This is a genomic window from Bacillus sp. 37MA, from assembly GCF_000372765.1.
Taxonomy (GTDB): Bacteria; Bacillota; Bacilli; order Bacillales; family Domibacillaceae; genus Domibacillus; species Domibacillus aminovorans.
The window spans coordinates 2,385,068-2,408,568 of record NZ_KB889752.1 but is presented as its reverse complement, the minus strand read 5'-3'; the positions used below and the strand labels follow the sequence as shown (position 1 = coordinate 2,408,568).

Below are 23,501 nucleotides of genomic sequence, written 5' to 3'. Positions count from 1 at the left end.
GGTGGGTGAAAAATGCGGGGAGAAACAAATGAATTAAAAATGAACGTTGAAAAGTTTTTTTTATTATTGCAAAACTATCCCGATGACTTTGATTCGACATCAGTATTTGTGCGGTTTTTGCGCTCTTTTTTAAGGATAAATGTTCAAGAAAGAGTGTTACCTACTATTGAAGTAATAACATTAATAAAAGAGCAGAAACCCAATATCTTCCGTTCGATAAGAAAACTTTCAGAAGAAGATAACATGTTAGCATTTTTGACTGGTTTATCGATGGATTCTCAAGAAGCAGAAAGCCGACTCCAATCCATTTACGAAGGTAGAAGGGGAGAACAATAAAAATGGGACGCTAATAGTAAAGTTTTGAGCGTGTAGAAAAGAGTGAATATTCCGTGAGTACCCTTTTTTGTCGTACAGATGCCGTATATATTGAGCAAGTAAAAAATAAAAGGATACAGGTGCTATTTTTAAGGCAGTGTATTGTTTTGAAGGAACAGGATTCCCTTTGTTGAAATACATGATTAAGGGAAGAGAAAATGGTGAAGAGGATAGCTAAAGTAGTGATAGAAAAGAATAAAGAGAAGGTTAGTACCTCCTTTTATCGAAGGGTGATTAAAAAAGAATCAAGGGGATGGATGGGTCACTATAGAGTACGATGATAACCTTTTATTTCCTGCAACAATGGACGAAGTAGTACCAGATAGAAGAAAAAATTTTTAGTAAATAAAAAACGGCGGGTTCCCCCGCCATTTCCCTGCCCGTTTTTTGACGGGTTTTTATTTATTTTGAGGAGTGCTTTTTCAGAAACATTGATATACCAGTGTTTTCAGATTAATCTTACCTAAGATTATTCCTCATCCATTATGATATTTATACATCCATAATACACCAGACTTCAAGAATCGTGCGACACGCCCTGTAATGGCGCGATCCGCTACAAACCCAAAGCCTTGCTTTTTGCCGAGTGAACCAAGTACGCCTTTTAGTTTCATTTCTGGCATTTTTTCAGGAAGCGGTTCACCTTTCCAACGTTTCTGTAAAACGTCGACGATTTGCTCAGCTTGTTCCTCAGCCAGCTGTGCGCTTGGTGCATGCGGCAAGCTTGCACAGTCACCTACAACATAAACGTGTTCATTGCCCGGCACATTATGATGGGAAGTCAATATAACACGGTCGGATCGGTCTTTTTCAACATTCATTTCACGTACGACATGGCTAGGTTGAATACCCGCTGTCCAGACGATCGCATCCATCGGGTATACATCTTCATGATTGTAAAGGCGATTCGGCTCCACACGCGTAATATTTGCATCGCTAATGACATCAACACCGTGATCGGTAAACCATTTTTCAATGTAGCGGCTCAGTCTTTGCGGGAAGTCTTTCAAAATGCGCGGTCCACGGTCAAAGAGTTTAATGTCAAGATCTGGGCGGCTTTCACGCAGCTCACTTGCCAGTTCGATACCGGAAAGGCCAGCGCCGACAATGCCGACTTTGGAGCCTGCAGGCATGTTATTGAGTGTTTGGTACGTTTGACGCGATTTATGAATGGTTTGAATGCTGTGTGTATGCTCGGCAGCACCTGGCACGTTATGAAATTTATCTTCACAGCCTAGACCAACAATAAGATCATCGTAGGCAAGTGCACCGTTCGTTTCTAATACAATTTCTTTTTTGTCGACATCAATTGCTGCAATTTCATCATAAATAAGCTTTAATTTTTCGTGTTCTGGAAATGACACACGCACTTCATGATCAGATGCAGTTCCAGCCGCAAGCGCATAATATTCCGTTTTTAAACAGTGGTATGGCACTCTGTCCACGAGTGTAATTGTGACATCGTCGGGCAAATGGTTCGGAAGCAGCCTGAGAAGCACACGCATGTTTCCATAGCCTCCCCCTAGCAAAACTAAATTTCTCATAGGTACGACCCCTTTATTCAATATTATATGTATATAAGCCTGTTCGTTTATTCACACCAAGTATAACCAAAACAGCATTATTATACAACCGGCACAGAGGAAACTTGTGGCTTTTTTCAAAATGAATTTGGTAGTACAATGAAACAGAAGAGGTGAACTTATAGTATGAAACCAATCATCGAATTTTGCGTCAGCAATTTGGCAAACGGATCGCAAAAAGCGTTTGAACAATTAGAGCGTGATTCTAATCTTGATGTGATCGAATACGGCTGTCTCAGCTACTGTACACGATGTTCGGAATCGCCATTCGCACTCGTCAACGGGGAAGTTGTCGGCGGAGAGACGCCGGACGAACTCGTTGCTAATATATATACATTTATAGACGAAACATGGCTGTTTTAAACGTCAAAAAACCGGGGTATATGCGGCACCCCGGTTTTTCTTAGGCTGATTGTCCCTGTGCTTTCATATGCTTGCGAAGCTCGTGCCAACGTTCACGCGCCATTTCAATAACTTGCTTTTCATTCGAATTGCGTTGCCGCTCAATGACTTTTGAGAAAAAGGACACGGCTTTGTCGAATTTGCCGAGCTTGTGATTTAACTCCCCGAGTAAATACAACACTTTGATTTCTGACATTTTCGCAGAAACATCTTCTTTAGAAAATGCTTCTTCATATTCACGAGCAGCAATGGACATAAATCGTTTTTCTTCTTTATTTCGTCCGAGATCGCGGTAAATCCATGCGATTCGAAGTGCAAGCCCTGCAAGCGTCAGATGCTTTTCCTTTTTCAAAACGCCTGAGTATAAAGCGAGTTTAAAGCTTTTAATCGCTTTTGAAGAGGTTCGTTCTCCGCTGTAATCTTGTTCCACCCAATGGTCGGATATAGAGGCACGTAGCACGTCAGCCGTTCCAGGCGCAAAATAAGGCGCAAAGTCTTCGGTAAAGGAATAGCCACAATGATGACAAACAGACACGTTGTAAAAGGAGGGGTTAATTTGGCCATCTTCATAGATCGGTTTTAAATCTGTGTCATGTCCGGCAACTTTAATGGTGCTTTTACGTACTTTCGTCGTATTAAATGTTTGTTGACACAATGGGCATTTTGTTTCTTTATGATAAAACGGGTGGATATTTGTCATTGTTTAAGCCTCCTGACGATTAATACAAGGTCTTTGTGCTTATTTTATTATACATACGAATAAGGTAAAAGGGATTACTTTTCTAAAAAAATCAGCAAACAGTTCAGTTGAGGATTCGGCTGATACACCGTATACTAGAGGAAAAGGAAAGGGGAGATTTCGTTTGTCTGAACAACAAATTGTAACCATTACGGAAGCGGCGGCTTTTCAAATAAAAGATATGATGAAACAAAATGAAGAAGAAGGTGCAAACTTGCGTGTTGCGGTGCATGGCGGCGGGTGCAGCGGTCTTTCATACGGAATGGGCTTTACGCCTGATGTGGAAGAAACGGATCTCGAACTTGACCAGTACGGCATTCACATTGTCGTTGCGAAAGAAAGTGTACCGATTTTAAACGGTACGATCGTTGATTATAAAGAATCGCTCATGGGTGGCGGCTTTACAATTGAAAATCCGAACGCCATCGCATCATGCGGCTGCGGTTCTTCATTCCGTACAGCGACCAACACTGGCACGCCGGAGGAATGTTAACGTTAAGCAATCCGCTAAGTTAATCGGTGGGGCTTACGTATTCAATTTGCGGGGCTTTCGTTGTAAGGCCAGCACCTTGACTATATCGAGCTATTTATTTTTACGCTTCTTGACGTATTTAACGATACGTTGGGAGGCGTTTTTTTTATGTCGGAAGAACGATCAATCAAGCGAAGACGTACGAAGGTGGAAAAGAGAGCGAATCAGTCAACTAACGGCTGAAACGGTAAAGTGGTTACTCGAATTGATAGACGAGAATAAGGTGCATTTTCCGCATGCCCAAAAGGTATTTTTGTCTTGCTACGGTGAAGAAGTGAAAGATTCACAAATGAACAAGCGTTTAAAGTATTACGGAGATATAACCGGAGTAGGCAAGGAGATTCGCTCGACTGCGCATACATGGCGCCATACAGCTGCACGCAATTACATTCTAAATGGCGGCGACCCTTATACATTAATGCGTTTGCTCGGCCATAGTTCGCTACAAATGACCCGCCGTTACGTTCAAATGATTACCGATGATGTGAGAATCAACCACGAACAGTTTTCGCCGGTAAAGAAGTTTCGTACAAGATTACGTTAAAACAAAAAAAGGGCCATTGCAAGCACAATTAGCCCTTTAAAATTACTTACAGATACGGAGGAGCCCGCATTTGATTCGTCTTATATGGCAGATAAAATGCCTGAAAACCTACACCGCGCAATGGCTCCGTTCTTCAATGCGGCTGAATTATACGATATGTATGGCGTGCTGCTGCGTGCAAAAGCGCCTGTCGATCGGTCTATCTGCGTTGAGGACGACGAGGATGCCTATATTAAGGCGTTTAAATCCGCGATCTATTCATATAAGCTCGGTAAAGTCCGCAGTCTTAAAAGTGTGCTGTATGTCGTATGGAAGGCCGTCACACATGGCGTTAAGTTCCGTCAGAGTGGCTTATTGAGTGCGATGTTAGAAGCGATGGAATGACGGAATTACAGAAAAGTGGTGTTCCCATTACGTTTAAATCGATGCCTATAAACGTGTATGTCAGCGGTATTAATACGCCATGTGAACGAGGATCAAGTTGCGCCAAACGCAATGTTGGTGCGGGCTATGAGGCGCTGAGAGCCCTTGTAATGGCTACGAAGACTAAACGTGTCAAGAAGAGCCTGCTGGGCTTCTATAATGGCGTGCTAGATCGTATACTGGATAATCTTTATCTTAAACAGCTGCAAAGTAATTAAACTTTGGAGGTAAGAAAATGAAGTCTATTTTGATTCAGGTACCTTTTAAAAATATAAAGTGCCGTTTAAACCACTCTACAAACAGTGATGTTTATCCGTATTTATGGGAGATAAATATTCCTATTTTGCCTGCCTTTTCTCTTGGATATTTCTCAGTTCAAACTGGTGCTTTGTCAAACGTATCCAATGATGAGGGCAGAATGGAAGGTAACAAAATAATTATTGCAGCAGAATATCAACTAATGAGGCATGTAGATAGTCTGTTAATAGCTTTACATTATCATGGAATAAAGGATTACAGTTTACTCTTCCCTTGGGTAAAAAATAATTCTTTAAGAAAAAGACTGGGTAATTTTTATGAAGAAGCCGAGAAAAACTTTGAACAAGGTGCTTGGCTTTCATTTGCTCTACTATGCGGTGCTGTTTTCGAAGGAATGTTGCATGCCAAATTGAATCCTCCTGAGAACGGAAGGACGTTTGAGGATATGACATCCGATGCATTTGCCAAAGGAATTTTGAATAAGACACAACATGACATAATGAAAAAAGTGAGGAAATCTAGAAATTTGGTTCACCCAAATATGATTAATATTCCTTATGTTACGAGAAGAGACGCGATGGACATAAGAGTAACTTTAGACAAATTAATAAAGAATTTTAGTGGACTAAAGTAAGTTTTAAACGATGCTAATAAAGGATCAAGATTGCGCCAAACGCAACGCTGGTGCGGGTTCAAGACGTGTTTACCTTTTGCGGAATGATACGGTAGCAGTATCAAAATGCGAGAAGGAGCGCGCCGATATGAGTAAGAAAAAGAAGAAGCAAAAAACGGGGAGCAAGAAGACAATATCATACCTAAGACAAATACGGTTATTAATAATACGTATAAGTCTTCGCCGTGCCGACCGTTTTACCGTCGTTTTAAAGAGTTCATTTCGAATACTATCGGCGATAATTAACCGCTCATTAGCCGTCTGTACGGAGTGTATAAGGCGCATTCTAAGCCGTTAACTAAGTACGGATCATTCGAACGGGCAGACGTTGAACGTGCCGGATATGAAGCATTGCGGGCGTCAGTAATGGCGATGAAATCGAAGCGTATAAAGAACCTGGCGGGCTACTACAACGGTACGCTGGACCGTTTAGTCAGCGAGGAAAGCGAGCGTGTTCTTGCGGAAATGTAGGCCGCAAATCGACGCCAAAAACACATGGCTGTATCGGTATTAGTCGGTTTGCTGGCCGCACATTTAACGCGATACCTCTGTACAATATATTGCGCAATACAGACAGGAGCGCCATTTCAGCGATTGAGAACTCCCGGGGGAATCGTTGAAATGGCGCCTGATCGTTTAAATTAGTATTTCATGAATGAAGCACCAACAATGATTAAAAGAATGAACAACACTACAATCAGCACAAAGGTGCCGCCGTAACCACCGCCGCCGCAACAGCCGTAACCGCCTTGGTAACCACCCATATCATTTCAACTCCTTTACAGAGAGGTAGCGAAGCAATTATATAAATCAATATCTCTAATATCTTTTAATTGACCTATAATAATTGGATCTATCTTACAAGATATGAACAGAGAAACGTATTGGATTAAGCATTTGTCCCCACTGATAATCTTTTTTTGTGAAGAGAATAATAAGTTGATTCGTTTCATCGGCACCAAGCCTCTAACGGACAAGCCTCGAAACACTTTGGCGATGCAGTTTAGTTCAGTTTTTACACGCACACGGTTCCAAACGTAGAGTCACCGGGAATTTTTGAACGCCGAAATAATACGTTGTCAGCCTTCCGCTTTCATAATATTTCAGTATGATCCGTTGTGATTTTCATCGGCTGGATGGTCACTGGACAGACGTGCTCCAAAAACTCAGGGGGTGCCGATTACTACAAGTACACTTATATTATTACAAGTATAGTATAAATTTATAAACTAGTTAGATAATGGTAATATTACTTTTTGTTTCGGAGATGAAAAAATATTTTCCATGGAATCAATAGAAAATGAAAGAAAGGAGTAATTTAAATGTCTCTATCTCTATATTTACCACTTGCCCTCGCCGTGTTGTCGTTCGTTTTATACAATGTTTTCCAAAAATCTATAGCTCCTAACGCTGATCCATATCTGTCTCTTATAGTTACATATATGGTCGCCGGGATAACAGCTGCCATTGCTTATTTGGTATCAAAAGGCGGTTCGATAAGTGTTTTTCAGGATTTTCGACAACTAAACTGGGCCACCTTTGCGTTAGGGTTTGCCGTAGTTGGCGTTGAACTCGGCTTCCTGTTTGCTTACCGCAACGGCTGGAATATCGGCGTAGCCAGCCTGCTTGTTAATGTTTCTGTGGCCCTGATATTAATCCCTGTTGGCCTGCTTTTCTTTCGGGAACATATTGCCCCAGCTAATTACATAGGTATTGTTCTTTGTATAGTTGGACTGATTCTGGTCGCAAAAAATTAACAGGTAACCAAATTGGAAAAGAAAAACTGGCTGAGGTGTGGACTATATATGGAAAATAGCATTTACCTCATCTATCATCCATGTGTGTTTGTTTAACAAGAGTATCCTTTTTTTGGATACTTTTTTATTGTCTAAAAAACGAACGATTTATCAACTCCGTCAAAACACCGCAAATCCACGTTTATAAACCCGTACGTTTGTTTATAAAGTCGTTTATAATTCAAAGTTAACTTCTTCATATGTTTAATATACTATTGAGGTGCCAACAACGTTAAAAGAATTAAATAAACGTAATGAGTGATATTAAACAAAATTTCGAATCTATGTTACAGGCATTTGAGTAGACGCAGGATATTTCATCAAGACAGCCAACGCTCGTCGCCAGGACAGTACAAACAATGTACGCCGAGGAAGTGAGCGGCATCAATAACGATCGGACGCTGAGTGAGGTAGGTAAGGAAGCGGCACGTACGGAATTAAAGCAGAAATACGGCCGTGAATTTATAGAAATAGCGAAAAAGCTGCGTGATGATTACGACAAAGCGGTTGTCAAAGCGCAAACACAAGCCGAAGTGGTTCTAAACGCAGAGCCGTCAAAGCCGGACGCAATTACTATCAAGTCGTTTGAACGTGAACTTCAAACGCTGAAAATGAACGTAATGCTCGGCACCAACCCGGAAACATCGATTCAAGCGATCAACGAGTTCGCCGCAAAACAAAAAGAGCCGTACCTGGCGAAACAGATTGCCGGTGAGTTTGCTGACCTTGCAACGAATGTTATCAATGGCTCGGGGAATAGCCCGCAGGTAAAGCAAAAGTTGAGTGGCGTGTACCAAGCTGTTTCGGAAAAGGCGATGATGCCGGAACAACAAAAAGCGCTTGAAATCGCTGGATATGTCAGCGAGGCAGTCGGCCGGCTGTTATTCCGTGATAAATCAATCGAGATTGAAGCGCTTGACCGTATCATCGGACCGGAATTTACGCGCCATGCAAATAAGCCGCATCTGTACGTTGACCCGGAAGCAAAAGCAGAGTAAATAAACATGCGCGATTGAATGGCAGCTGAATGAAAAAAAACAGACGCAAACTGTCGTAGCCTCAACACCGGGCGAATATCTTGTAATGACCGGCATGTCCAGCTCAGACGCAGCATCGGAAGTGGGGCATGTTCAGCCGGAATTCGAAAGTACGGAAGGAGGGCTGAGGCATGAAACAACGGTGGAAAAGCTACGGACTGTGGATCGCAGTGGCGGCGCTTGTCGGTATGGTGCTGCAGGATTTTGGTGTAATGGTCCCATCGGAAAGGTACGATGCTTACGTAGACATCTTGCTAACGATCGCAGTGCTGGCGGGTATCATCAACAACCCTAGAGGATACAAGGGCGAAGAGAAATAACGAGCGGCCTCCGGGCGGCTCTTTTTTTATTTAACTGGGAAGGAATGATAAACGATGAAAATTGATAATAAGGCACTGGCGCGTGCGAATATGCTTGTAAAATTCGGGCTGATTTTAATGAAGACATAATTCACGTTACGTTAAATACGTAAGAACGAAAAAATACATAACTACGATATAGCGGCAAGCATACGGGTAAGTTAGCGCTTGGGGCTTCGTTTACAAAACGACCTTATAGCGCATAATTTACAATTGAAATTCCGAACGCCATCGCATCATGCGGCTGCGGTTCTTCATTCCGTACAGCGAAAGTGGCCGGTACACGAGAGAGCTGTTAATTGAAGAATGCTCTTTAAAAACAGGCAGAAGATACATTCTGCCTGTTTTTTACCTTTAATAGCGTTTTTTTAGTGGAAGCTGAGTAAAGTGAACGGAAGTTGAGTAACGTGGATGAAGAGGGAGTAAAGCAACATGCAAATAGACAAAAACCGGCAGAAGCCGGTTTTCATCACACTTGTTTCAACGCCTCGCTGATTGGCATACTGCCCGCCACTAGTTCAAATACACGGCCTTCTGTTTCAGGTGACAATAGGCATTGGACAATCACTTCTGCGACATCTGCACGGGAGACGGTGCCGGTTCGATCAGGAACTTGGACAGCAGCGGTCACTTTTCCAGTAGGCGGATTATTCGTCAATTCACCAGGCCGGACAATGGTGTAGTTCAATCCACTTTTCATTAAATGAGTGTCAGCAGCTTGTTTCGCTTCCAAATATGGCTGAATAAAGGCAGGGAAGGCGTCAGGCTGATCGGCTCCCATTGAACTGAGCATAATAAACCGTTTAATTCCATGTTTGACAGCGAGATCAACCGCTTTGACAGCTCCATCCAGGTCAACAGCAATCGTTTTGTCATGGCCGGTTGAAGATCCTGAACCGGCTGTGAAAATAACGGCGTTTACATCATTCATAGCATAGCTGAAATCCTGTTCCAAATCAGCGAGTATTGGCTTTGCGTCTAATTTTTCCATATCGCGCATTTGATCTGTTTTTCGCACCATTGCTTTAACATGGTGCTGAATGTTTTCGGCTAAGCTTTTGACGACGAGACGGCCTATGTTGCCGGCCGCACCGATAACGAGTACATTCATAATGGGATCACCCTTTTTAATAAATACTTTACCCGCACCAATGAATTTAAAACAAGGAAGTGCTGTGAAGCGGCTGTACTTTCGCTGACGGATCAATGTAGGATTTGGCATTATTAACGGCGGTCGGTGCTTCTCCAAAACCGGTCGCAATCAATTTGACTTTCCCATCATAGGCGGCGATATCACCTGCTGCATAAACGCCTTCTATATTCGTTTCCATGCGTGTATTGACGGGAATTTGATTTTTGACGATACTTAGACCCCAATTTTTCATCGGGCCAAGAGATGAAACGAATCCATAATTTACAATCAAATCATCAATTTCCAGCGATTCAGTACGGTCGCCTTTCACTTCATCAAGACGAAGCACCGTCCCGTCAAACGAAACGGGTATAAATGGTGTCACAACCCGCACGCTTGAGTTATTCAGCTGTTCGACGCTATGTTCATGTGCACGGAATTTGTCGCGGCGGTGGATAATCGTCACTTCTTTCGCAACAGGTTCAAGCATCATCGCCCAGTCGACCGCTGAATCGCCACCACCCAAAACGGCAACACGACGCCCAGCAAATTTTGTTAAATCCGTCACGAAATAGTGAACATTCGGCAAATGTTTAGTCCCTTCAACCTCAAGAAGACGTGGCTGAAATGCCCCGTTTCCAGCGGTAATAATAACGGCTTTCGTAAAATGTTCCCCTTTATCCGTCATAAGACGTATGCTGCCGTCTGTTTGTTTCTCTAATACTTCAACAGATTCTTCTAGACAAATTTCGACTGGAAACCGGTTCATCTGTTCGACGAGCCGATCAACTAGCTCCTGCGCCCGTACAGTTGGAAAACCGGCCACATCATAAATAAACTTTTCAGGGTAAAGGGCTGAGAGCTGTCCGCCCATGTGCGGCAGACTATCGATAATCTTAACAGATGCCCCGCGCATTCCAGCGTAAAATGCAGCAAACAGTCCAGTAGGACCAGCACCAATAATTGTAATATCTGTCATTGATTTATCCCTCCTTTTTCTCATCATACAAAACTTTTCACCTCCTGTCGCGTCGGAAAATTCTTGATGAAATAGCTTGAAAAAAGGAATGAAAACGTCTATGATTAAAACAGTTATGCAAATATAAACATTTTGTGACAAATGAAAGATGTTTTTACAATCATACGTGAAGAGTATCACATTCTTTGCGCTAATATTTTAAAATAGAGGTGGATAAATAACATGACAGTGAAAAAGCCGAAAATTGTAGTATTAGGCGCCGGTTATGGTGGTCTCGTTACTGTAACACGTCTTCAAAAAGCGTTATCCGTCGACGAAGCAAACATTGTACTCGTAAACAAAAATGATTACCATTATGAAACAACATGGCTTCATGAAGCATCGGCAGGTACATTGCATCACGACCGTGTACGTTACGATGTAGATTCTGTTATTAACCGCAGCAAAGTAGAATTTATCCGTGCAGAAGTACAGGATATTAAACCTGATGAAAAGAAAGTCATTTTAAACACAGGTGAAGTGGAATACGATTACCTCGTTGTAGCACTTGGCGGCGAAGCGGAAACATTTGGAATCGAAGGACTGAAAGAACACGCTTTTACCATCTCGAACGTCAACACGGCGCGTCAGCTGCGGGATCATATTGATTATCAATTCGCTACATATGCACTGGAAGAAGATAAAAAAGACGAGCGCTTAACGATTGTTGTCGGTGGTGCTGGTTTTACAGGCATTGAATTCCTTGGCGAGCTTGCGAACCGCGTTCCTGAGCTTTGCAAAGAATACGACATTGATTATTCAAAAGTTCGCATTTATTGCGTAGAAGCTGCACCGATGGTTCTTCCTGGTTTCGATCCGGAACTTGTGAAATATGCGGTTGCATTGCTTGAGAAAAAAGGCGTTGAGTTCAAAATCGGTACGCCGATTAAAGGCGCAACTCCAGAAGGCATCATTGTTGCCAAAGGTGAAACAGAAACAGAAGAAATTAAAGCCGGTACCGTTGTATGGGCCGCTGGTGTTCGTGGAAGCAGCATTATCGAAAAATCAGGTATCGAAAATATGCGTGCTCGCGTAAAAGTAAATCCTGATCTTCGTGCGCCAAATCAAGAAGACATTTTCGTCATCGGTGATTGCTCACTGATGATTAATGAAGAAATTAACCGTCCATACCCACCAACTGCGCAAATTTCGATGCAGCAAGGTGAAACAGTTGCCCGCAACATTGTGAAATTGCTCAAAGGCGAAGGTGATCTTGAAACATTTACACCAGATATTAAAGGTACTGTATGTTCACTTGGTGATGACGATGCGATCGGCGTTGTATTCGACAAGAAACTGACTGGTACAAAAGCATCATTCATGAAGAAAATGATTGATAACCGTGCGCTCTTCATGATCGGTGGACCATCTCTTGTATTGAAAAAAGGTAAATTTAACGTACTTTAATAAACAGAGGGCTCTGAATTTTAATTCGGGGCCTTTTTTTATTTTTAGAAAGGAAGAGATCACATGAAGAGAGGCAAAGTATGGTTAGCAGCAGCTGGGGCTGTCATTGACAGTCAAGGACGCTGGCTCGTTGTGAAAAAATCATATGGTGGATTAAAAGGGCAGTGGTCATTGCCAGCGGGGTTCGTTGATGCAGGGGAGCGTGCGGACGAAGCGGCTGTGCGTGAAGTGAAAGAAGAGACGAATATTGACGCTACTATATGCGGTGTAGCAGGCATTCGTTCAGGGGTCATTAAAGGCGATGTCAGCGATACGATGATCATTTTTCATATGACACTTAACGAAGAGAAAGAACCGACTGCACATGCGGGAGAGCTGTTTGCTGCGCGCTGGATGACCGTAAAAGAACTGGAAGAAAGTGCGGACACATCGGTTTTGCTTCGAAACATCGTTACTTTATTCGAAACAGCCGGTCTCGGCTGTAAAGAAATTCCCGATCCAGGTCCTCAATTTGGCTATACGTCATACCGGTTTTTCATTTAAAATGGGTATTTTAATGTACAATAATGGAAGTTTTGAATTAATAAAAAAGTAATCATGGAATAAAAAGAGATGAAATTGGATATACTATTTAAGAAGAAGTTTATTTCCGCCTTCGTTCAAAGAAGAAATGGAAATGCTTTTGTAAAGCATCGGCAACGATTCCCCCTCGTTGCCGGTGCTTTTTGTCACAGTTTCGTTGATTGACCTTTTTTGTATTGTTCAGTAAACTAGTAAGGAATGAGTTTAGGGGGAATCGTTTCATGCATATTGCAACCGTACTCGTGTCGTCACTACTCTTTTTTGTACTTTTTTTCGGCATCGGGTTTATTTTAAACATGCTGCTGCGTATGACGTGGGTCATGGCGGTTATTTATCCGCTCGTTACGATCGCGATTGTCGATGGCATTAGCACATTTGACTACATATTTAAGACGAATGAATCATTTGGCATTCTTGGCGAAAGAATCGTTGGACTGCAGCCTGTTGACATTACCATTTTATCAATCGGTTTTCTCGGTGCTGTTACGAGTGGATTTGTCATGCGTCTTTTGCGTGCAAAAGGGTACCAAATGTTTTAAGACGATCCTGCTGGGGTCGTTTTTTTATTTTCCGTTTAAAACGTTGTCCAATTGTTCAAGCCCGACAAGTAGCTGAGGCGACGGGCGGCAAAAGTATTTTTCTTCCATTACATAAATCGGCACACCATCATACCCTGGCCGTTTCTTTACAACATCCGTATTCACTTTGTCTGTCATCACACCAACCCACGCAAGCAACAGGACATCAGGCTTTTTCGACACAACCGTTTCCCAGTCTGTCTGTACACTTGCTTCTTTATGATCTGCAAACACATTTTCAGCTCCGCACAACTCGCTCATTTCTGTCAGCCAGTTAGCGTGTCCAGGTGTAAACACCGGTTTCGGCCACCATTCCCAGTATACGCGCACTAAGCGATTCCAATTACGTGAACGGTACGTGTCAAGCGACTGCTGCCACCGCTGCTTAGCTTCCGATCCATTTACACCGCACGCCTCGCCAATCTGCATGATTGATACACCGATATCATCCAGCGAATTTGGATTCGTCACAATATGAGGAATACCGCGCTGCTTAAGCTCTGCCACATTTTTCTCCATCCCTGGCACGCTAAGTGATGCCAGCACGATATCCGGTTTCAAAGCTTCGAGCTTCTCCATATCAATTGATAAATCCGGCCCGAGCCTCACCCGCTCCAAATCCGAATAATCATCGACTCCGACAATCTGATCTTCAATACTTAAATACTCGCACACTTCCGTATTGCTCGGACAAATAGACACAATCCTCACTCAAAATTCCCCCTTTATTCTCTCCATTGTATAATAATATGGAGGTGATAAACATGTTTACCATTAAAAACGGATCATTCACAGAAACGAAGTCAGATGCACTACTCGTTGGACTATTTGACAAACCTTTGAAATTTGAAGGCGTTTTACAAACGCTTGATGATTCCTTTAAAGGAAACCTTACTGAGCTTGTCAAAAACGGCGATCTTTCTGCCAAAAAAGGACAGGGAGCTGTTGTTCCAACGATGGGTCAAATTCAAACGAAGCGCATCATTTTTGCAGGAATTGGCAAAGAAAAAGAAGCAGATTTTCATACGATTCACGAAGCGGTGACGAATGTGGCTAAGCAGTCAAAGAAATATGGACTCGAATCCATTGCTGTTGCACTTGATTCATTTGTGACAGAAAACGTGACGGCTGTTGAAGCAGCCGAAGCAATTTTTGAAGCATTTTTCATGGCACGGTTTCAGTACACGGGCTACCGGACGCCGGGCAACGAACCGGAGAAAATCTTGAAATCGATTGACGTATGGACAGAAGCAGATGCGGTCGAAGCGATGGCGGCGTGCGTTGTCGGTAAAGCGATGGCAGATGGGACGAATACGGCAAGGCGCCTCACGGCGACACCACCAAATATGATGACGGCTGCCGATCTTGCGGCCCATGCGCAAAAACTTGCCGATCAATATGGGTTTGAGATTGAAATTTTAGAGCGGGCGGACATGGAGAAAATCGGTATGGGGTCATTCCTCGCTGTTGCACAAGGTTCTGTTGCTCCGCCGAAAATGATTACACTTAAGTATAAGCCGAACGAGGAATGGGAAGATGTGCTTACCTTTGTCGGCAAAGGCGTCACGTTTGATACAGGCGGATATTCGATTAAATCGAAAGACGGCATTGTCGGCATGAAAACAGATATGGCGGGTGCAGCAGCTGTTCTTGGCGCAATGGAAATCCTCGGCGAACTGCGGCCAGATCAGCCAGTGATGGCCGTGATTCCGGCAACAGACAATGTCATTAGCGGCCATGCATTTAAGCCGGATGATGTGATCACGTCGCTGTCAGGCAAAACAATTGAAGTGAAAAACACGGATGCAGAAGGACGGCTCGTGCTGGCAGATGCGATCACATATGCGAAACAGCAGCGCGCGGGCCGAATTGTCGATGTCGCCACATTGACCGGCGGTGTGATTATCGCGCTCGGCAAAGACAAGACGGGCGCATTGACAAACAATGAACCGTTTTTTGAACAGGTGCTCGAAGCATCACACGAAGCGGGCGAATTTATTTGGCAGCTGCCGCTCACCGAATTTGATAAAAAACGAATCCGGCGCAGTGACGTTGCCGATTTAAACAATTCGCCGGGACGTGAAGGACACGCGATTATGGGCGGCGGCTTTATCGGTGAATTTGCTGAGAATATCCCGTGGGTTCATCTTGATATTGCCGGAAGTGCAGAAATGTCGCCAGGTGTCATGACACGAACACTGGCAATCCTTGCATTATCGTAAAAAGCATTGACAAGTGAGCGGGCGCTTTGCTATTGTGTAATACGGCTTTTTAGTCTATTAGCACAGTAAAGGAAAAGAGGTACATGTTGATGAATGCAGTAGTTATTGCCGTTCTCATTATGCTCGTTCTCAGCCTGCTCCGCGTCAATGTTGTTTTTTCACTCATTACGGGCGCATTTTTAGGCGGATTGATCGGCGGGCTTGGAATGGATGGCACAATCGCCGCTTTTTCAGACGGTGTGGGCGGCGGCGCGAACGTAGCGCTCAGTTATGCGATGCTCGGTGGGTTTGCGGTCGCGGTTTCAAGTACCGGATTGCCGGAAGCACTCGTTGATTTCATTTTAAAGTATATTGGCAAAAAAGAAGAGACACGGTCGCAAAAACTGCCGAAAGCACTTATTCTCATTGTCATTTTGTTAATGGCTTGTTTTTCTCAAAATGTTGTGCCGGTGCACATTGCGTTTATTCCGCTTTTGATTCCGCCATTGTTAAAAATTATGGATGAACTTCGAATTGACCGGCGATTGACTGCTTGTGTTTTAACGTTTGGTCTTATTACACCGTATATGCTTTTACCGGTCGGATTCGGACAAATATTCCAAGGGATTATTGCAACGAATATGACCGCAAGCGGACTTGAAGTAACACTGGATCAAGTGCCGAAAGCGATGTTATTACCCGCTGTGGGCATGCTGGTCGGATTATTGATCGCGGTGTTTTTCTCGTATCGAAAGCCACGTGATTATGAAGATTCACATTTACCGGTTCTAGTTGAATCAGAAGCACGTGCCGGTTACACAAAACATGGTTTAATTATCGCAGGTATGGCTATTGTTGCTGCGCTCGCCGCGCAACTATGGACTGAATCAATGGTATTTGGTGCACTTGCCGGGATCATTGTGCTGTACGTATTCCGTGCTGTACGCTGGAGTGAAGCGGATCAGCTGCACACGAATGGCATGCGCATGATGGCGTTTATTGGATTTGTCATGATTGCCGCATCTGGTTTTGCGAGCGTCATGGGGGCGACAGGGGACGTTGAGACACTTGTTGAAAATGCAGCGGCGGCAATTGGCGGCAATCGTCCGCTCGGTGCCTTGTTAATGCTCCTAGTAGGCTTACTCGTCACGCTTGGGATCGGTTCTTCGTTTTCAACAGTTCCGATTATCGCAACGATTTTTGTACCGCTTGCGCTCGAACTCGGCTTTAGCCCGATGGCAACTATTACGCTCGTCGGAACAGCCGGTGCGCTCGGGGATGCCGGGTCACCTGCGTCCGACAGCACGCTCGGACCGACGTCCGGTTTAAATGCGGACGGACAGCATGATCATATTTGGGATACCGTTGTTCCGACATTTATACATTACAATATTCCGGTCATTATTTTTGGCTGGATCGCAGCGATGGTGCTGTAATTGAAGTGCCCGCTTCCTAAAAAGAACGGGCGCTTTTTTAATTTTTAGGAGGAATGAACATGAAGTTTCAAAGAGAAGGAACATTGATCGCAGCGCTCGGTATGGAGATTGTTGAGATAATCGAAGGACGAGTGGTGATGACCATGCCGGTAGATGAACGGACGCGTCAGCCGTTTGGCTATTTACATGGTGGCGCATCGGTTGCACTTGCTGAAACGGCGGCAAGTTTAGGTGCAGCGGCACTGATCGACCCTGAAATGGAATTAAGTTTTGGACTAGAAATAAACGCGAATCATATTAAATCAAAGCGTGACGGGATTGTAACAGCGACGGCTGAAATCGAGCATCGAGGCCGGACGACGATGGTGTGGACTATTAAAATTACAGATGAAGAGGGCGCACTGATCTCCTTATCACGCTGTACAATGGCGGTTGTGGAAAAAAGATAGTGTTTACTTGATAGTCAGCAGGGAAAGGTTTGATGAAGGAGGGACTTCTAATGCCATGGAGCAAAAAGGAGTATCCTGATTCGATGAAAAATTTACCAGAAGATGTACGAGACAAAGCGATTGAGATTGCCAATGCACTTCTTGAAGTAAGAAAAAGCTGCCAGGAAAAATCACTTTTCAGGCAGCCTTTTTCTTATTATTTCTTATCTTTTAAATCATCCCGGACACTTTTATCCCACATTTTTACCCCGGAATTGTAGGCAGCGCGGCTAATTAAGTGGCCGGCAACCGGAGCGGTAATGAAGAAAAAGGCGATCCCGAGCAAGAGACGGGAGCTGAAAAAGCCGTCTTCAACAAGAAAATAAAGAAATGTTGCCAGAAGAATACACATAACACCAAGTGTGGCGCTCTTAGAGGCCGCATGGTTGCGTGTATAGACATCAGGGAAACGGATGACACCAAATGCCGCAATGAGACTGAAAAACGCGCCTACGAGCAAAAGAAACGCGATGAACACGTCACTGATCACGGTCATATTCGATAATCTCTCCTTTCTCCAAAAACTTCGCATACGCCACCGTTCCGATAAAGGCCAAAATACCAATGAGCAAAATGACATCTAAAAAGTTGCTTGTATCTAGTATCATAGAAAGAACAGCAGTAATCGATACGAGGATGACACCCAACGCATCCAGCGCTACGATGCGATCGGGCGTCGTCGGTCCTTTAACGAGCCGGTAAATAAATCCAAGCATAGCGATGGCCAGCAGGACAAGCGTTATTTTCAACACGATACCTATCATCCTCGGCTCACCTCCATAATGGCTTTTTCAAATGAATTTTTAATGCTATCAATGGCTTCTGACACTTCGCCGATATCAATCGCATGAATATACAGTGTCTTATTGTCATCCGATACATCAATGACGAGCGTACCGGGAGTCAATGTAATTAAGTTGGACAGCAAAGTTACTTCCCAGTCCGATTTCAATTCCGTCTCCATAGCAAAAATACCTGGACGCATCGTGAGTTTTGGACTGAGTACGAGCTTTAATACGTCAATATTCGCTTTAATCAATTCGATTAAAAACAAGAAAAACAAATACGTAACTGCCCAGACGCGGTGTATGTAAAATCGGTGTATGAAAAATCGGCGCATACAGAACATGACGAGCAGCCCTAGTAAATAGCCAATAATGAACGTTCGTGCACTAAATGAAACTTGCAAAAACATCCAGAGAAACGCTAAAAATACATTTAATAAAATTTGAAATGCCATACCATCTACTCCTTTAACACGGCGTCGATGTAGATTTCCGGATGGATGAGCGTATCAACAGCCTGCATCACATAAGGATATACCGCTTCTGTTCCAACGCCATACAAAACAGACAGCAAGACGAGTACTGCAGCTGGAATGAACAATGAACCTGTCTGCTTTTTCACATCAAGCAAAGGCGTTTCAGGTGTTTTCCAGAAAGCCTCCATAAATAGATTTACAACGGAATATAGGACGGCTAAACTCGACAGCAAGACGACAATTGAACCGACATATTCTCCTTCTGAAAAGCCAGAGCGAACGATTAACAATTTACCGGTGAATCCGGATAACGGGGGAATACCGGCTAGTGCAAACGAAGTGAGTAAAAAGGTCCAGCCAAGTGCTGGATACTGACGGATCAGCCCACCCATTTTCGTTAAATTGGACGTGCCGGCGATGTAAATAATGATTCCGCCGAGCAGGAAGAGTGCTGCTTTAACGATCATATCATGAATGAGATAAAACAACGTTCCAGCAATGGATTCTTCGGTCATCGTGGCAATTCCGAACAACAGCACGCCGACCGCAATAATAATGTTATAAATTAAAATTTGTTTCACATCACGATATGCGAGAGCGCCGATGACACCGGCCACAATCGTTAAGAGCGCAAGAAGTGACATTAAGTCATGCGTAAACGGCTGATCGTGATAAAAGAATAGCGTATAGGTCCGCAAAATCGCGTAAATTCCGACTTTTGTAAGAAGAGATCCAAACAAAGCAAGAATGGGCGCAGGTGGTGCAGCGTAAGAACCAGGCAGCCAGAAATAGAGCGGGAAAATAGCCCCTTTTAAGCCGAAAACGATTAAAAACAAAACAGCGAGTACCGTAATGATCGGCTCCGTACTAATCTCAGAAATTCGTGCTGAAATGTGTGCCATATTCAGTGAACCGGTGACGGAATATAAAAATCCGACGGCAATAACGAAAATGGCAGATGAAATGACATTCACAAGAATGTATTTAATTGATTCACGCAGCTGTATTTTCGTGCCGCCAATGACGATTAACACATAGGACGACATGAGCATAATTTCAAAGAATACGAACAAGTTAAAAATATCACCTGTCGTAAATGAACCATTCACACCGAGCAGCAAAAACTGGACGATCGGATAGTAGTAAAATCGTTCACGCCCGTTTCCAATTGAACGGAATGAATAGAGAACGACACATAAGGTAATGATCGATGCCGTTAAGACGAGTAAAATGCTCAGCATGTCCGATACGAGTGTAATACCGAACGGTGCCGGCCAACTGCCCATATCGACGGTTTGAATGCCGTCAGATTTTACTTTCGCCATTAGGATCAGCGCAGACACGACAGTCGAAGCAGAAGCAATAACGGACACGACTCGCTGAGCAAGGACACTTTTAGAGATAAACAGCAAGACAATCGCAGCAATAAGAGGAATGAGAATCGGCAAAACAGGTAAATTAATCATCTGCTTCTGTTCCTTTCAATTGATCCATATTGTCTGTGCCAAGCTCTTGATAGGCGCGATAGGCAATAACAAGGAACAGAGCTGTGACGCCAAAACTGATGACGATTGCGGTTAAAATAAGCGCCTGCGGAACTGGATCTGTGTACGATGCGGCATGTTCACCTAGAACAGGTGCTGCGCCTGTTTTCAGTCCGCCCATCGTCAGCAGCATTAAATGTGTGCCGTGGCTGAGGAGTCCAGTGCCAACAATAATTCGGAGCAAGCTTTTCGAAAGCATTAAATAGACAGCCGCTGCAAACAGCAGACCGGCGACAATACACATTAAAATTTCCATTATTCACTCTCTCCAATCGTTTGAATAATGGTCATGGTTACACCAATGACAACAAGGTACACACCAAGGTCAAACAGCATTGCGGTGTGCAGCGATGTGACTCCGAAAATTGGAAGCCAAACATCATCGTATACATGAGTGAAAAACGGAACATTAAAAATGAATGATCCAGCGGCTGTACCGGCTGAAAACAATAAGCCGAGACCAATCAGCCATTTATAATCGGAAAGAAATCCTTTTTTGACCGTTTTCATATCAAATGCGAGCATTAATAAAACAATCGCGCCTGAAGTGAGCAGCCCGCCGACAAATCCACCGCCCGGGTAATAGTGCCCGGCGAAGAAAAGATGAACAGCAAAAAAGATAATCATGAAGAAAACAACTTTGGCGACGGTTTGAAAGATGATATCATTCGTTTTCATGTTGCTCGCCGCCTTTCTCCATACGCAGTTTAATCAATCCGTAAATACCAAGTGCTGCAACAGATAGCACTGAAATTTCAAATAATGTGTCAAAGCCGCGGAAGTCGACGAGAATCACATTGACCATATTTTCGCCGCCCGCTTTTGTGTACGTGTTTTTAACGTAATATTCATTGATCGATGGAAATAGTTTTGTGCTGTGCGCTGAAATTCCGATCAATGCCACGATGAGGCCGACACCAGCAGCGATGACCGCATTGCCAATCTGGAAGCGTCTTTTTTCTTCATGACGTGACAATTTTGGCAAATGGTAAAAGCAAAGTAAGAATAACGCTGTCGAAACCGTTTCGATGACGAGTTGTGTCAACGCAAGATCCGGCGCCCGGAAAATAATGAAGAAAAGCGATACGCTATACCCGACTGCACCGAGCGAAATAATTGATGTAAGACGTGATTTGGCCATTAAAATGGTAGCGGTTGCGATCAACAGGACAATAAGCAGTCCGACTTCATAAACACCGATAGGTGCTATATTTGATGCATCAAATCGAAATGCATCTTTCGCCCAGATCGTAAAGCCGAGAATGGTAATAAAAAAGGCGAAAATATAAACGAGATAGCTGCGGATAAACCCAGTCATATATGATTTTGTCAGTGAGTGTGACCCTCGCTCAGCTATATACAAACTGGCGTTATACATTTTATTGAGTGTGACTTTTCCCGGGAAATACTCGTAAATTCCGATCCATTTCGACAAAAATTTGTATAGGATAATCGCAATAACGACAATTCCGATTGTCATCATCAATTCTGTCGTCATTCCGTGCCAGAATGAAATATGTACATCGAGCTGGCTGCCAATTGGAATAATAGATGGCACGATGGCGGCGGCGGCTGGTTGGATTAAGCTGTACGATAGCAAATTCGGAAATAAACCGAATACGATCACAAGCGCCGCGAGCACGAGCGGTGAAATTAGCATCCCAAACGGCGCTTCATGCGGCTTTTTCTCCAGTTTTTCCGGCTGAAATTTCCCAGCGAATACTTTAAAGACGATGATCATGCTGTAAATGAACGTGAATACACTACCGACCCATGCTAGAACAGGGAATAGAAGTCCCCACGTTTCAAGATTGAATATATTCAGTTCGGTTAACTGAACCATCGATAAAAGAAACATTTCTTTACTTAAAAACCCGTTAAATGGCGGCAGACCAGCCATTGAAAAGGCACCGATCACAGATAAAGTGAATGTGATCGGCATCAAGCTCATTAATCCGCCAAGGCGCCGAATATCGCGCGTCCCTGTTTCATGGTCAATAATACCGGTTACCATAAACAGACTGCCTTTGAACGTCGCATGATTAATTAAATGGAACACGGCCGCAATAACGGCTGCTGTGTACAAGTTATCATCCAGGGAGTCAAAGTGAAGCGCTGCTGAACCGGCACCGAGCAGCGACATAATTAAGCCGAGCTGACTGACTGTTGAAAACGCGAGAATCCCTTTTAAATCCGTTTGTTTAATGGCATTGAAGGACGCCCATACCATCGTGAATAACCCAACTGCGCCGACAATCCAGAACCAGTAGCCAGAAAAAGCAAAAATAGGACTGAACCGGGCAACAAGGTAAATCCCTGCTTTCACCATCGTCGCTGAGTGCAAGTACGCACTGACAGGAGTAGGCGCTTCCATTGCATCAGGCAGCCAGATGTAAAAAGGAAACTGTGCCGACTTCGTAAACGCACCGAGCAAAATGAGGATCATCGCCAGTAAAAAGAGCGGATGATTGTTTAGTTCTGGTGCCTGAGCAGCGAGCTCACGAATACTGAATGTATCGCCCATAATCGATAGAATGAGAAAACCACCGAGCATCATCAATCCACCGAATACCGTAATAAGCATTGATTTCAATGCGCCATAACGGGAGCGGTCGCGGTCAAACCAGTACGCAATTAAGAGGAAGGATGAAATAGATGTCAATTCCCAGAACATGTACAGCGTAATTACGTTGTCCGATAAAACGACGCCGAGCATCGCCCCCATAAACATAAGCAAATACACATAAAAATGCTGTAGACTTTCTCTTGTTTTGGACAAATAGTAAATAGAGTACAGCACAACGAGTGCCCCGATTCCAGTAATGAGAAGAACAAATAGTAAACTGAGGCCATCTACATACGCCGTGAAATCAATACCGAGCGATGGGATCCAGGCAGCTGTTTGCATAATGGAGTCATTATTCATCGTTACAGGAAGATATTGAAGAAATGAAACAAACAGAACGACCGGCAAGATCAAAACGAACCAGCCTGTATGTATAGCTGCTGCTTTTTTTCGCACGAAAGGAACGAATGAGGCCATAATAAAAGGAGCGAGTATGGCCCAGTGAAGCAAAGACAATGAAATCCCTCCTAAAGTATAGTATATGTTTAAAAGTATAGCGTAAAAAAA

General features: G+C 43.7%; 30 protein-coding genes and 2 pseudogenes. 19 read left to right on the top strand and 13 right to left on the bottom strand.

Going from position 1 to position 23,501, the window contains the following annotated elements; genetic code table 11:
• Positions 1-12 precede the first annotated feature (12 nt).
• Positions 13-336 carry a hypothetical protein gene (locus A3M5_RS0113420; RefSeq protein WP_018394285.1) on the top strand — a complete coding sequence of 108 codons (324 nt, stop codon included), beginning with the start codon at positions 13-15 and terminating at the stop codon, positions 334-336.
• Between the two features lie 515 nt (positions 337-851).
• On the opposite strand, the gene A3M5_RS0113415 is transcribed toward A3M5_RS0113420, so the two are convergent.
• Positions 852-1,919: an NAD(P)/FAD-dependent oxidoreductase gene (locus A3M5_RS0113415; RefSeq protein WP_018394284.1), complete on the bottom strand. Its 1,068-nt coding sequence runs from the start codon at positions 1,917-1,919 to the stop codon at positions 852-854.
• A gap of 165 nt (positions 1,920-2,084) precedes the next feature.
• Between A3M5_RS0113415 and A3M5_RS0113410 the strand changes: the two genes are divergently transcribed.
• A complete protein-coding gene (locus A3M5_RS0113410) occupies positions 2,085-2,321 on the top strand; it encodes a YuzB family protein (RefSeq protein WP_018394283.1) in 237 nt (78 codons plus the stop codon).
• Positions 2,322-2,361: 40 nt separating this feature from the next.
• On the opposite strand, the gene A3M5_RS0113405 is transcribed toward A3M5_RS0113410, so the two are convergent.
• Positions 2,362-3,060, bottom strand: a complete 699-nt coding sequence (locus A3M5_RS0113405) for a DUF2225 domain-containing protein (RefSeq protein ID WP_018394282.1) — start codon at positions 3,058-3,060, stop codon at positions 2,362-2,364.
• A 220-nt stretch (positions 3,061-3,280) separates the two neighbouring features.
• On the opposite strand from A3M5_RS0113405, the gene A3M5_RS0113400 reads away from it, so the two are divergent.
• From A3M5_RS0113400 to A3M5_RS26185, 6 genes are all read left to right on the top strand, one after another.
• Positions 3,281-3,592, top strand: a complete 312-nt coding sequence (locus A3M5_RS0113400; protein WP_051080872.1) for a HesB/IscA family protein — start codon at positions 3,281-3,283, stop codon at positions 3,590-3,592.
• Positions 3,507-4,175 carry a tyrosine-type recombinase/integrase gene (locus tag A3M5_RS24820; protein WP_196803567.1) on the top strand — a complete coding sequence of 223 codons (669 nt, stop codon included), beginning with the start codon at positions 3,507-3,509 and terminating at the stop codon, positions 4,173-4,175. The genes A3M5_RS0113400 and A3M5_RS24820 overlap by 86 nt, the downstream gene beginning before the upstream one ends.
• 96 nt (positions 4,176-4,271) lie before the next feature.
• On the top strand, positions 4,272-4,559 hold the full coding sequence (locus A3M5_RS0113390) for a hypothetical protein (protein ID WP_155894713.1): 288 nt from the start codon (positions 4,272-4,274) through the stop codon (positions 4,557-4,559).
• Positions 4,556-4,816 carry a hypothetical protein gene (locus A3M5_RS0113385; protein ID WP_018394278.1) on the top strand — a complete coding sequence of 87 codons (261 nt, stop codon included), beginning with the start codon at positions 4,556-4,558 and terminating at the stop codon, positions 4,814-4,816. The genes A3M5_RS0113390 and A3M5_RS0113385 overlap by 4 nt, the downstream gene beginning before the upstream one ends.
• Before the next feature lie 17 nt (positions 4,817-4,833).
• Entirely contained in the window at positions 4,834-5,490 is a 657-nt protein-coding gene (locus A3M5_RS0113380) for a hypothetical protein (protein ID WP_018394277.1), read from the top strand.
• A gap of 309 nt (positions 5,491-5,799) precedes the next feature.
• The gene (locus A3M5_RS26185) at positions 5,800-6,000 is read left to right on the top strand and encodes a hypothetical protein (protein WP_018394276.1); all 201 of its coding nucleotides are present in this window, start codon (positions 5,800-5,802) and stop codon (positions 5,998-6,000) included.
• Between the two features lie 170 nt (positions 6,001-6,170).
• Here the strand turns inward: A3M5_RS26185 and A3M5_RS24085 are convergent, their stop codons facing one another.
• Positions 6,171-6,293, bottom strand: a complete 123-nt coding sequence (locus tag A3M5_RS24085; protein ID WP_018394275.1) for a YjcZ family sporulation protein — start codon at positions 6,291-6,293, stop codon at positions 6,171-6,173.
• Positions 6,294-6,851: 558 nt separating this feature from the next.
• Here A3M5_RS24085 and A3M5_RS0113365 point away from each other — a divergent pair.
• From A3M5_RS0113365 to A3M5_RS24810, 4 genes and pseudogenes are all read left to right on the top strand, one after another.
• Positions 6,852-7,286 (top strand): EamA family transporter, encoded by a 435-nt coding sequence (locus tag A3M5_RS0113365; RefSeq protein WP_018394274.1) that lies wholly within the window; start codon positions 6,852-6,854, stop codon positions 7,284-7,286.
• 398 nt (positions 7,287-7,684) lie between these two features.
• Positions 7,685-8,323 (top strand): hypothetical protein, encoded by a 639-nt coding sequence (locus tag A3M5_RS0113360; protein WP_018394273.1) that lies wholly within the window; start codon positions 7,685-7,687, stop codon positions 8,321-8,323.
• A gap of 170 nt (positions 8,324-8,493) precedes the next feature.
• A complete protein-coding gene (locus A3M5_RS0113355; protein WP_018394272.1) occupies positions 8,494-8,682 on the top strand; it encodes a hypothetical protein in 189 nt (62 codons plus the stop codon).
• 245 nt (positions 8,683-8,927) lie between these two features.
• A pseudogene (locus tag A3M5_RS24810) lies at positions 8,928-9,020 on the top strand (iron-sulfur cluster assembly accessory protein); the annotation flags it as partial.
• Between the two features lie 170 nt (positions 9,021-9,190).
• Here A3M5_RS24810 and A3M5_RS0113350 read toward each other — a convergent pair.
• Both A3M5_RS0113350 and A3M5_RS0113345 read right to left on the bottom strand, forming a co-directional pair.
• Positions 9,191-9,832, bottom strand: coding sequence for an SDR family oxidoreductase (locus A3M5_RS0113350; protein ID WP_018394271.1), 642 nt, complete (start codon positions 9,830-9,832; stop codon positions 9,191-9,193).
• A 46-nt stretch (positions 9,833-9,878) separates the two neighbouring features.
• Positions 9,879-10,856, bottom strand: a complete 978-nt coding sequence (locus A3M5_RS0113345; RefSeq protein WP_026221722.1) for an NAD(P)/FAD-dependent oxidoreductase — start codon at positions 10,854-10,856, stop codon at positions 9,879-9,881.
• Positions 10,857-11,060: 204 nt separating this feature from the next.
• On the opposite strand from A3M5_RS0113345, the gene A3M5_RS0113340 reads away from it, so the two are divergent.
• The 3 genes from A3M5_RS0113340 to A3M5_RS0113330 all read left to right on the top strand — a co-directional run bounded on the left by A3M5_RS0113340 (position 11,061) and on the right by A3M5_RS0113330 (position 13,399).
• On the top strand, positions 11,061-12,278 hold the full coding sequence (locus tag A3M5_RS0113340; RefSeq protein ID WP_026221721.1) for an NAD(P)/FAD-dependent oxidoreductase: 1,218 nt from the start codon (positions 11,061-11,063) through the stop codon (positions 12,276-12,278).
• A gap of 63 nt (positions 12,279-12,341) precedes the next feature.
• Positions 12,342-12,821: an NUDIX domain-containing protein gene (locus A3M5_RS0113335; protein WP_018394268.1), complete on the top strand. Its 480-nt coding sequence runs from the start codon at positions 12,342-12,344 to the stop codon at positions 12,819-12,821.
• 260 nt (positions 12,822-13,081) lie between these two features.
• Positions 13,082-13,399 carry a YuiB family protein gene (locus A3M5_RS0113330; protein WP_018394267.1) on the top strand — a complete coding sequence of 106 codons (318 nt, stop codon included), beginning with the start codon at positions 13,082-13,084 and terminating at the stop codon, positions 13,397-13,399.
• Between the two features lie 24 nt (positions 13,400-13,423).
• Here A3M5_RS0113330 and A3M5_RS0113325 read toward each other — a convergent pair whose 3' ends face one another.
• Positions 13,424-14,149: a cobalamin-binding protein gene (locus A3M5_RS0113325; protein ID WP_018394266.1), complete on the bottom strand. Its 726-nt coding sequence runs from the start codon at positions 14,147-14,149 to the stop codon at positions 13,424-13,426.
• A 53-nt stretch (positions 14,150-14,202) separates the two neighbouring features.
• Between A3M5_RS0113325 and A3M5_RS0113320 the strand changes: the two genes are divergently transcribed.
• From A3M5_RS0113320 to A3M5_RS26855, 4 genes and pseudogenes are all read left to right on the top strand, one after another.
• A complete protein-coding gene (locus A3M5_RS0113320; RefSeq protein ID WP_018394265.1) occupies positions 14,203-15,660 on the top strand; it encodes a leucyl aminopeptidase in 1,458 nt (485 codons plus the stop codon).
• 89 nt (positions 15,661-15,749) lie between these two features.
• A complete protein-coding gene (locus tag A3M5_RS0113315; protein ID WP_018394264.1) occupies positions 15,750-17,075 on the top strand; it encodes a Na+/H+ antiporter family protein in 1,326 nt (441 codons plus the stop codon).
• A gap of 59 nt (positions 17,076-17,134) precedes the next feature.
• Complete coding sequence (locus A3M5_RS0113310) at positions 17,135-17,524, top strand: hotdog fold thioesterase (protein WP_018394263.1); 390 nt, start codon at positions 17,135-17,137, stop codon at positions 17,522-17,524.
• A gap of 50 nt (positions 17,525-17,574) precedes the next feature.
• Positions 17,575-17,670 (top strand): annotated as a pseudogene (locus tag A3M5_RS26855) (DUF2188 domain-containing protein); the annotation flags it as partial.
• A gap of 50 nt (positions 17,671-17,720) precedes the next feature.
• On the opposite strand, the gene mnhG reads toward A3M5_RS26855, so the two are convergent.
• From mnhG to A3M5_RS0113275, 7 genes are read right to left on the bottom strand one after another with little or no spacing between them, the layout of a single operon-like run.
• Positions 17,721-18,059: a monovalent cation/H(+) antiporter subunit G gene (mnhG, locus tag A3M5_RS0113305; protein WP_018394262.1), complete on the bottom strand. Its 339-nt coding sequence runs from the start codon at positions 18,057-18,059 to the stop codon at positions 17,721-17,723.
• On the bottom strand, positions 18,043-18,327 hold the full coding sequence (locus A3M5_RS0113300) for a Na(+)/H(+) antiporter subunit F1 (protein WP_018394261.1): 285 nt from the start codon (positions 18,325-18,327) through the stop codon (positions 18,043-18,045). Before A3M5_RS0113300 ends, mnhG begins: the two co-directional genes overlap by 17 nt.
• Positions 18,324-18,803 (bottom strand): Na+/H+ antiporter subunit E, encoded by a 480-nt coding sequence (locus tag A3M5_RS0113295; protein WP_018394260.1) that lies wholly within the window; start codon positions 18,801-18,803, stop codon positions 18,324-18,326. Before A3M5_RS0113295 ends, A3M5_RS0113300 begins: the two co-directional genes overlap by 4 nt.
• A 5-nt stretch (positions 18,804-18,808) precedes the next feature.
• Positions 18,809-20,290: a Na+/H+ antiporter subunit D gene (locus A3M5_RS0113290; protein WP_018394259.1), complete on the bottom strand. Its 1,482-nt coding sequence runs from the start codon at positions 20,288-20,290 to the stop codon at positions 18,809-18,811.
• Positions 20,283-20,624 carry a Na(+)/H(+) antiporter subunit C gene (locus A3M5_RS0113285; RefSeq protein ID WP_018394258.1) on the bottom strand — a complete coding sequence of 114 codons (342 nt, stop codon included), beginning with the start codon at positions 20,622-20,624 and terminating at the stop codon, positions 20,283-20,285. The genes A3M5_RS0113290 and A3M5_RS0113285 overlap by 8 nt, the downstream gene beginning before the upstream one ends.
• Positions 20,624-21,046, bottom strand: a complete 423-nt coding sequence (locus A3M5_RS0113280; RefSeq protein WP_018394257.1) for a Na(+)/H(+) antiporter subunit B — start codon at positions 21,044-21,046, stop codon at positions 20,624-20,626. Before A3M5_RS0113280 ends, A3M5_RS0113285 begins: the two co-directional genes overlap by 1 nt.
• On the bottom strand, positions 21,033-23,450 hold the full coding sequence (locus A3M5_RS0113275; RefSeq protein WP_018394256.1) for a Na+/H+ antiporter subunit A: 2,418 nt from the start codon (positions 23,448-23,450) through the stop codon (positions 21,033-21,035). The genes A3M5_RS0113280 and A3M5_RS0113275 overlap by 14 nt, the downstream gene beginning before the upstream one ends.
• Between the last annotated feature and the right edge of the window lie 51 nt (positions 23,451-23,501).

Excerpts from the sequence above, each read along its gene's own strand:
- A3M5_RS0113420 (WP_018394285.1), top strand. The coding sequence starts at position 13 with ATGCGGGGAGAAACAAATGAATTAAAAATGAACGTTGAAAAGTTTTTT.
- A3M5_RS0113415 (WP_018394284.1), bottom strand. The coding sequence starts at position 1,919 with ATGAGAAATTTAGTTTTGCTAGGGGGAGGCTATGGAAACATGCGTGTG.
- A3M5_RS0113410 (WP_018394283.1), top strand. The coding sequence starts at position 2,085 with ATGAAACCAATCATCGAATTTTGCGTCAGCAATTTGGCAAACGGATCG.
- A3M5_RS0113405 (WP_018394282.1), bottom strand. The coding sequence starts at position 3,060 with ATGACAAATATCCACCCGTTTTATCATAAAGAAACAAAATGCCCATTG.
- A3M5_RS0113400 (WP_051080872.1), top strand. The coding sequence starts at position 3,281 with ATGATGAAACAAAATGAAGAAGAAGGTGCAAACTTGCGTGTTGCGGTG.
- A3M5_RS0113390 (WP_155894713.1), top strand. The coding sequence starts at position 4,272 with ATGCCTGAAAACCTACACCGCGCAATGGCTCCGTTCTTCAATGCGGCT.
- A3M5_RS0113385 (WP_018394278.1), top strand. The coding sequence starts at position 4,556 with ATGACGGAATTACAGAAAAGTGGTGTTCCCATTACGTTTAAATCGATG.
- A3M5_RS0113380 (WP_018394277.1), top strand. The coding sequence starts at position 4,834 with ATGAAGTCTATTTTGATTCAGGTACCTTTTAAAAATATAAAGTGCCGT.
- A3M5_RS24085 (WP_018394275.1), bottom strand. The coding sequence starts at position 6,293 with ATGGGTGGTTACCAAGGCGGTTACGGCTGTTGCGGCGGCGGTGGTTAC.
- A3M5_RS0113365 (WP_018394274.1), top strand. The coding sequence starts at position 6,852 with ATGTCTCTATCTCTATATTTACCACTTGCCCTCGCCGTGTTGTCGTTC.
- A3M5_RS0113360 (WP_018394273.1), top strand. The coding sequence starts at position 7,685 with ATGTACGCCGAGGAAGTGAGCGGCATCAATAACGATCGGACGCTGAGT.
- A3M5_RS0113355 (WP_018394272.1), top strand. The coding sequence starts at position 8,494 with ATGAAACAACGGTGGAAAAGCTACGGACTGTGGATCGCAGTGGCGGCG.
- A3M5_RS0113350 (WP_018394271.1), bottom strand. The coding sequence starts at position 9,832 with ATGAATGTACTCGTTATCGGTGCGGCCGGCAACATAGGCCGTCTCGTC.
- A3M5_RS0113345 (WP_026221722.1), bottom strand. The coding sequence starts at position 10,856 with ATGAGAAAAAGGAGGGATAAATCAATGACAGATATTACAATTATTGGT.
- A3M5_RS0113335 (WP_018394268.1), top strand. The coding sequence starts at position 12,342 with ATGAAGAGAGGCAAAGTATGGTTAGCAGCAGCTGGGGCTGTCATTGAC.
- A3M5_RS0113330 (WP_018394267.1), top strand. The coding sequence starts at position 13,082 with ATGCATATTGCAACCGTACTCGTGTCGTCACTACTCTTTTTTGTACTT.
- A3M5_RS0113320 (WP_018394265.1), top strand. The coding sequence starts at position 14,203 with ATGTTTACCATTAAAAACGGATCATTCACAGAAACGAAGTCAGATGCA.
- A3M5_RS0113315 (WP_018394264.1), top strand. The coding sequence starts at position 15,750 with ATGAATGCAGTAGTTATTGCCGTTCTCATTATGCTCGTTCTCAGCCTG.
- A3M5_RS0113310 (WP_018394263.1), top strand. The coding sequence starts at position 17,135 with ATGAAGTTTCAAAGAGAAGGAACATTGATCGCAGCGCTCGGTATGGAG.
- mnhG (WP_018394262.1), bottom strand. The coding sequence starts at position 18,059 with ATGACCGTGATCAGTGACGTGTTCATCGCGTTTCTTTTGCTCGTAGGC.
- A3M5_RS0113300 (WP_018394261.1), bottom strand. The coding sequence starts at position 18,327 with ATGATAGGTATCGTGTTGAAAATAACGCTTGTCCTGCTGGCCATCGCT.
- A3M5_RS0113295 (WP_018394260.1), bottom strand. The coding sequence starts at position 18,803 with ATGGCATTTCAAATTTTATTAAATGTATTTTTAGCGTTTCTCTGGATG.
- A3M5_RS0113290 (WP_018394259.1), bottom strand. The coding sequence starts at position 20,290 with ATGATTAATTTACCTGTTTTGCCGATTCTCATTCCTCTTATTGCTGCG.
- A3M5_RS0113285 (WP_018394258.1), bottom strand. The coding sequence starts at position 20,624 with ATGGAAATTTTAATGTGTATTGTCGCCGGTCTGCTGTTTGCAGCGGCT.
- A3M5_RS0113280 (WP_018394257.1), bottom strand. The coding sequence starts at position 21,046 with ATGAAAACGAATGATATCATCTTTCAAACCGTCGCCAAAGTTGTTTTC.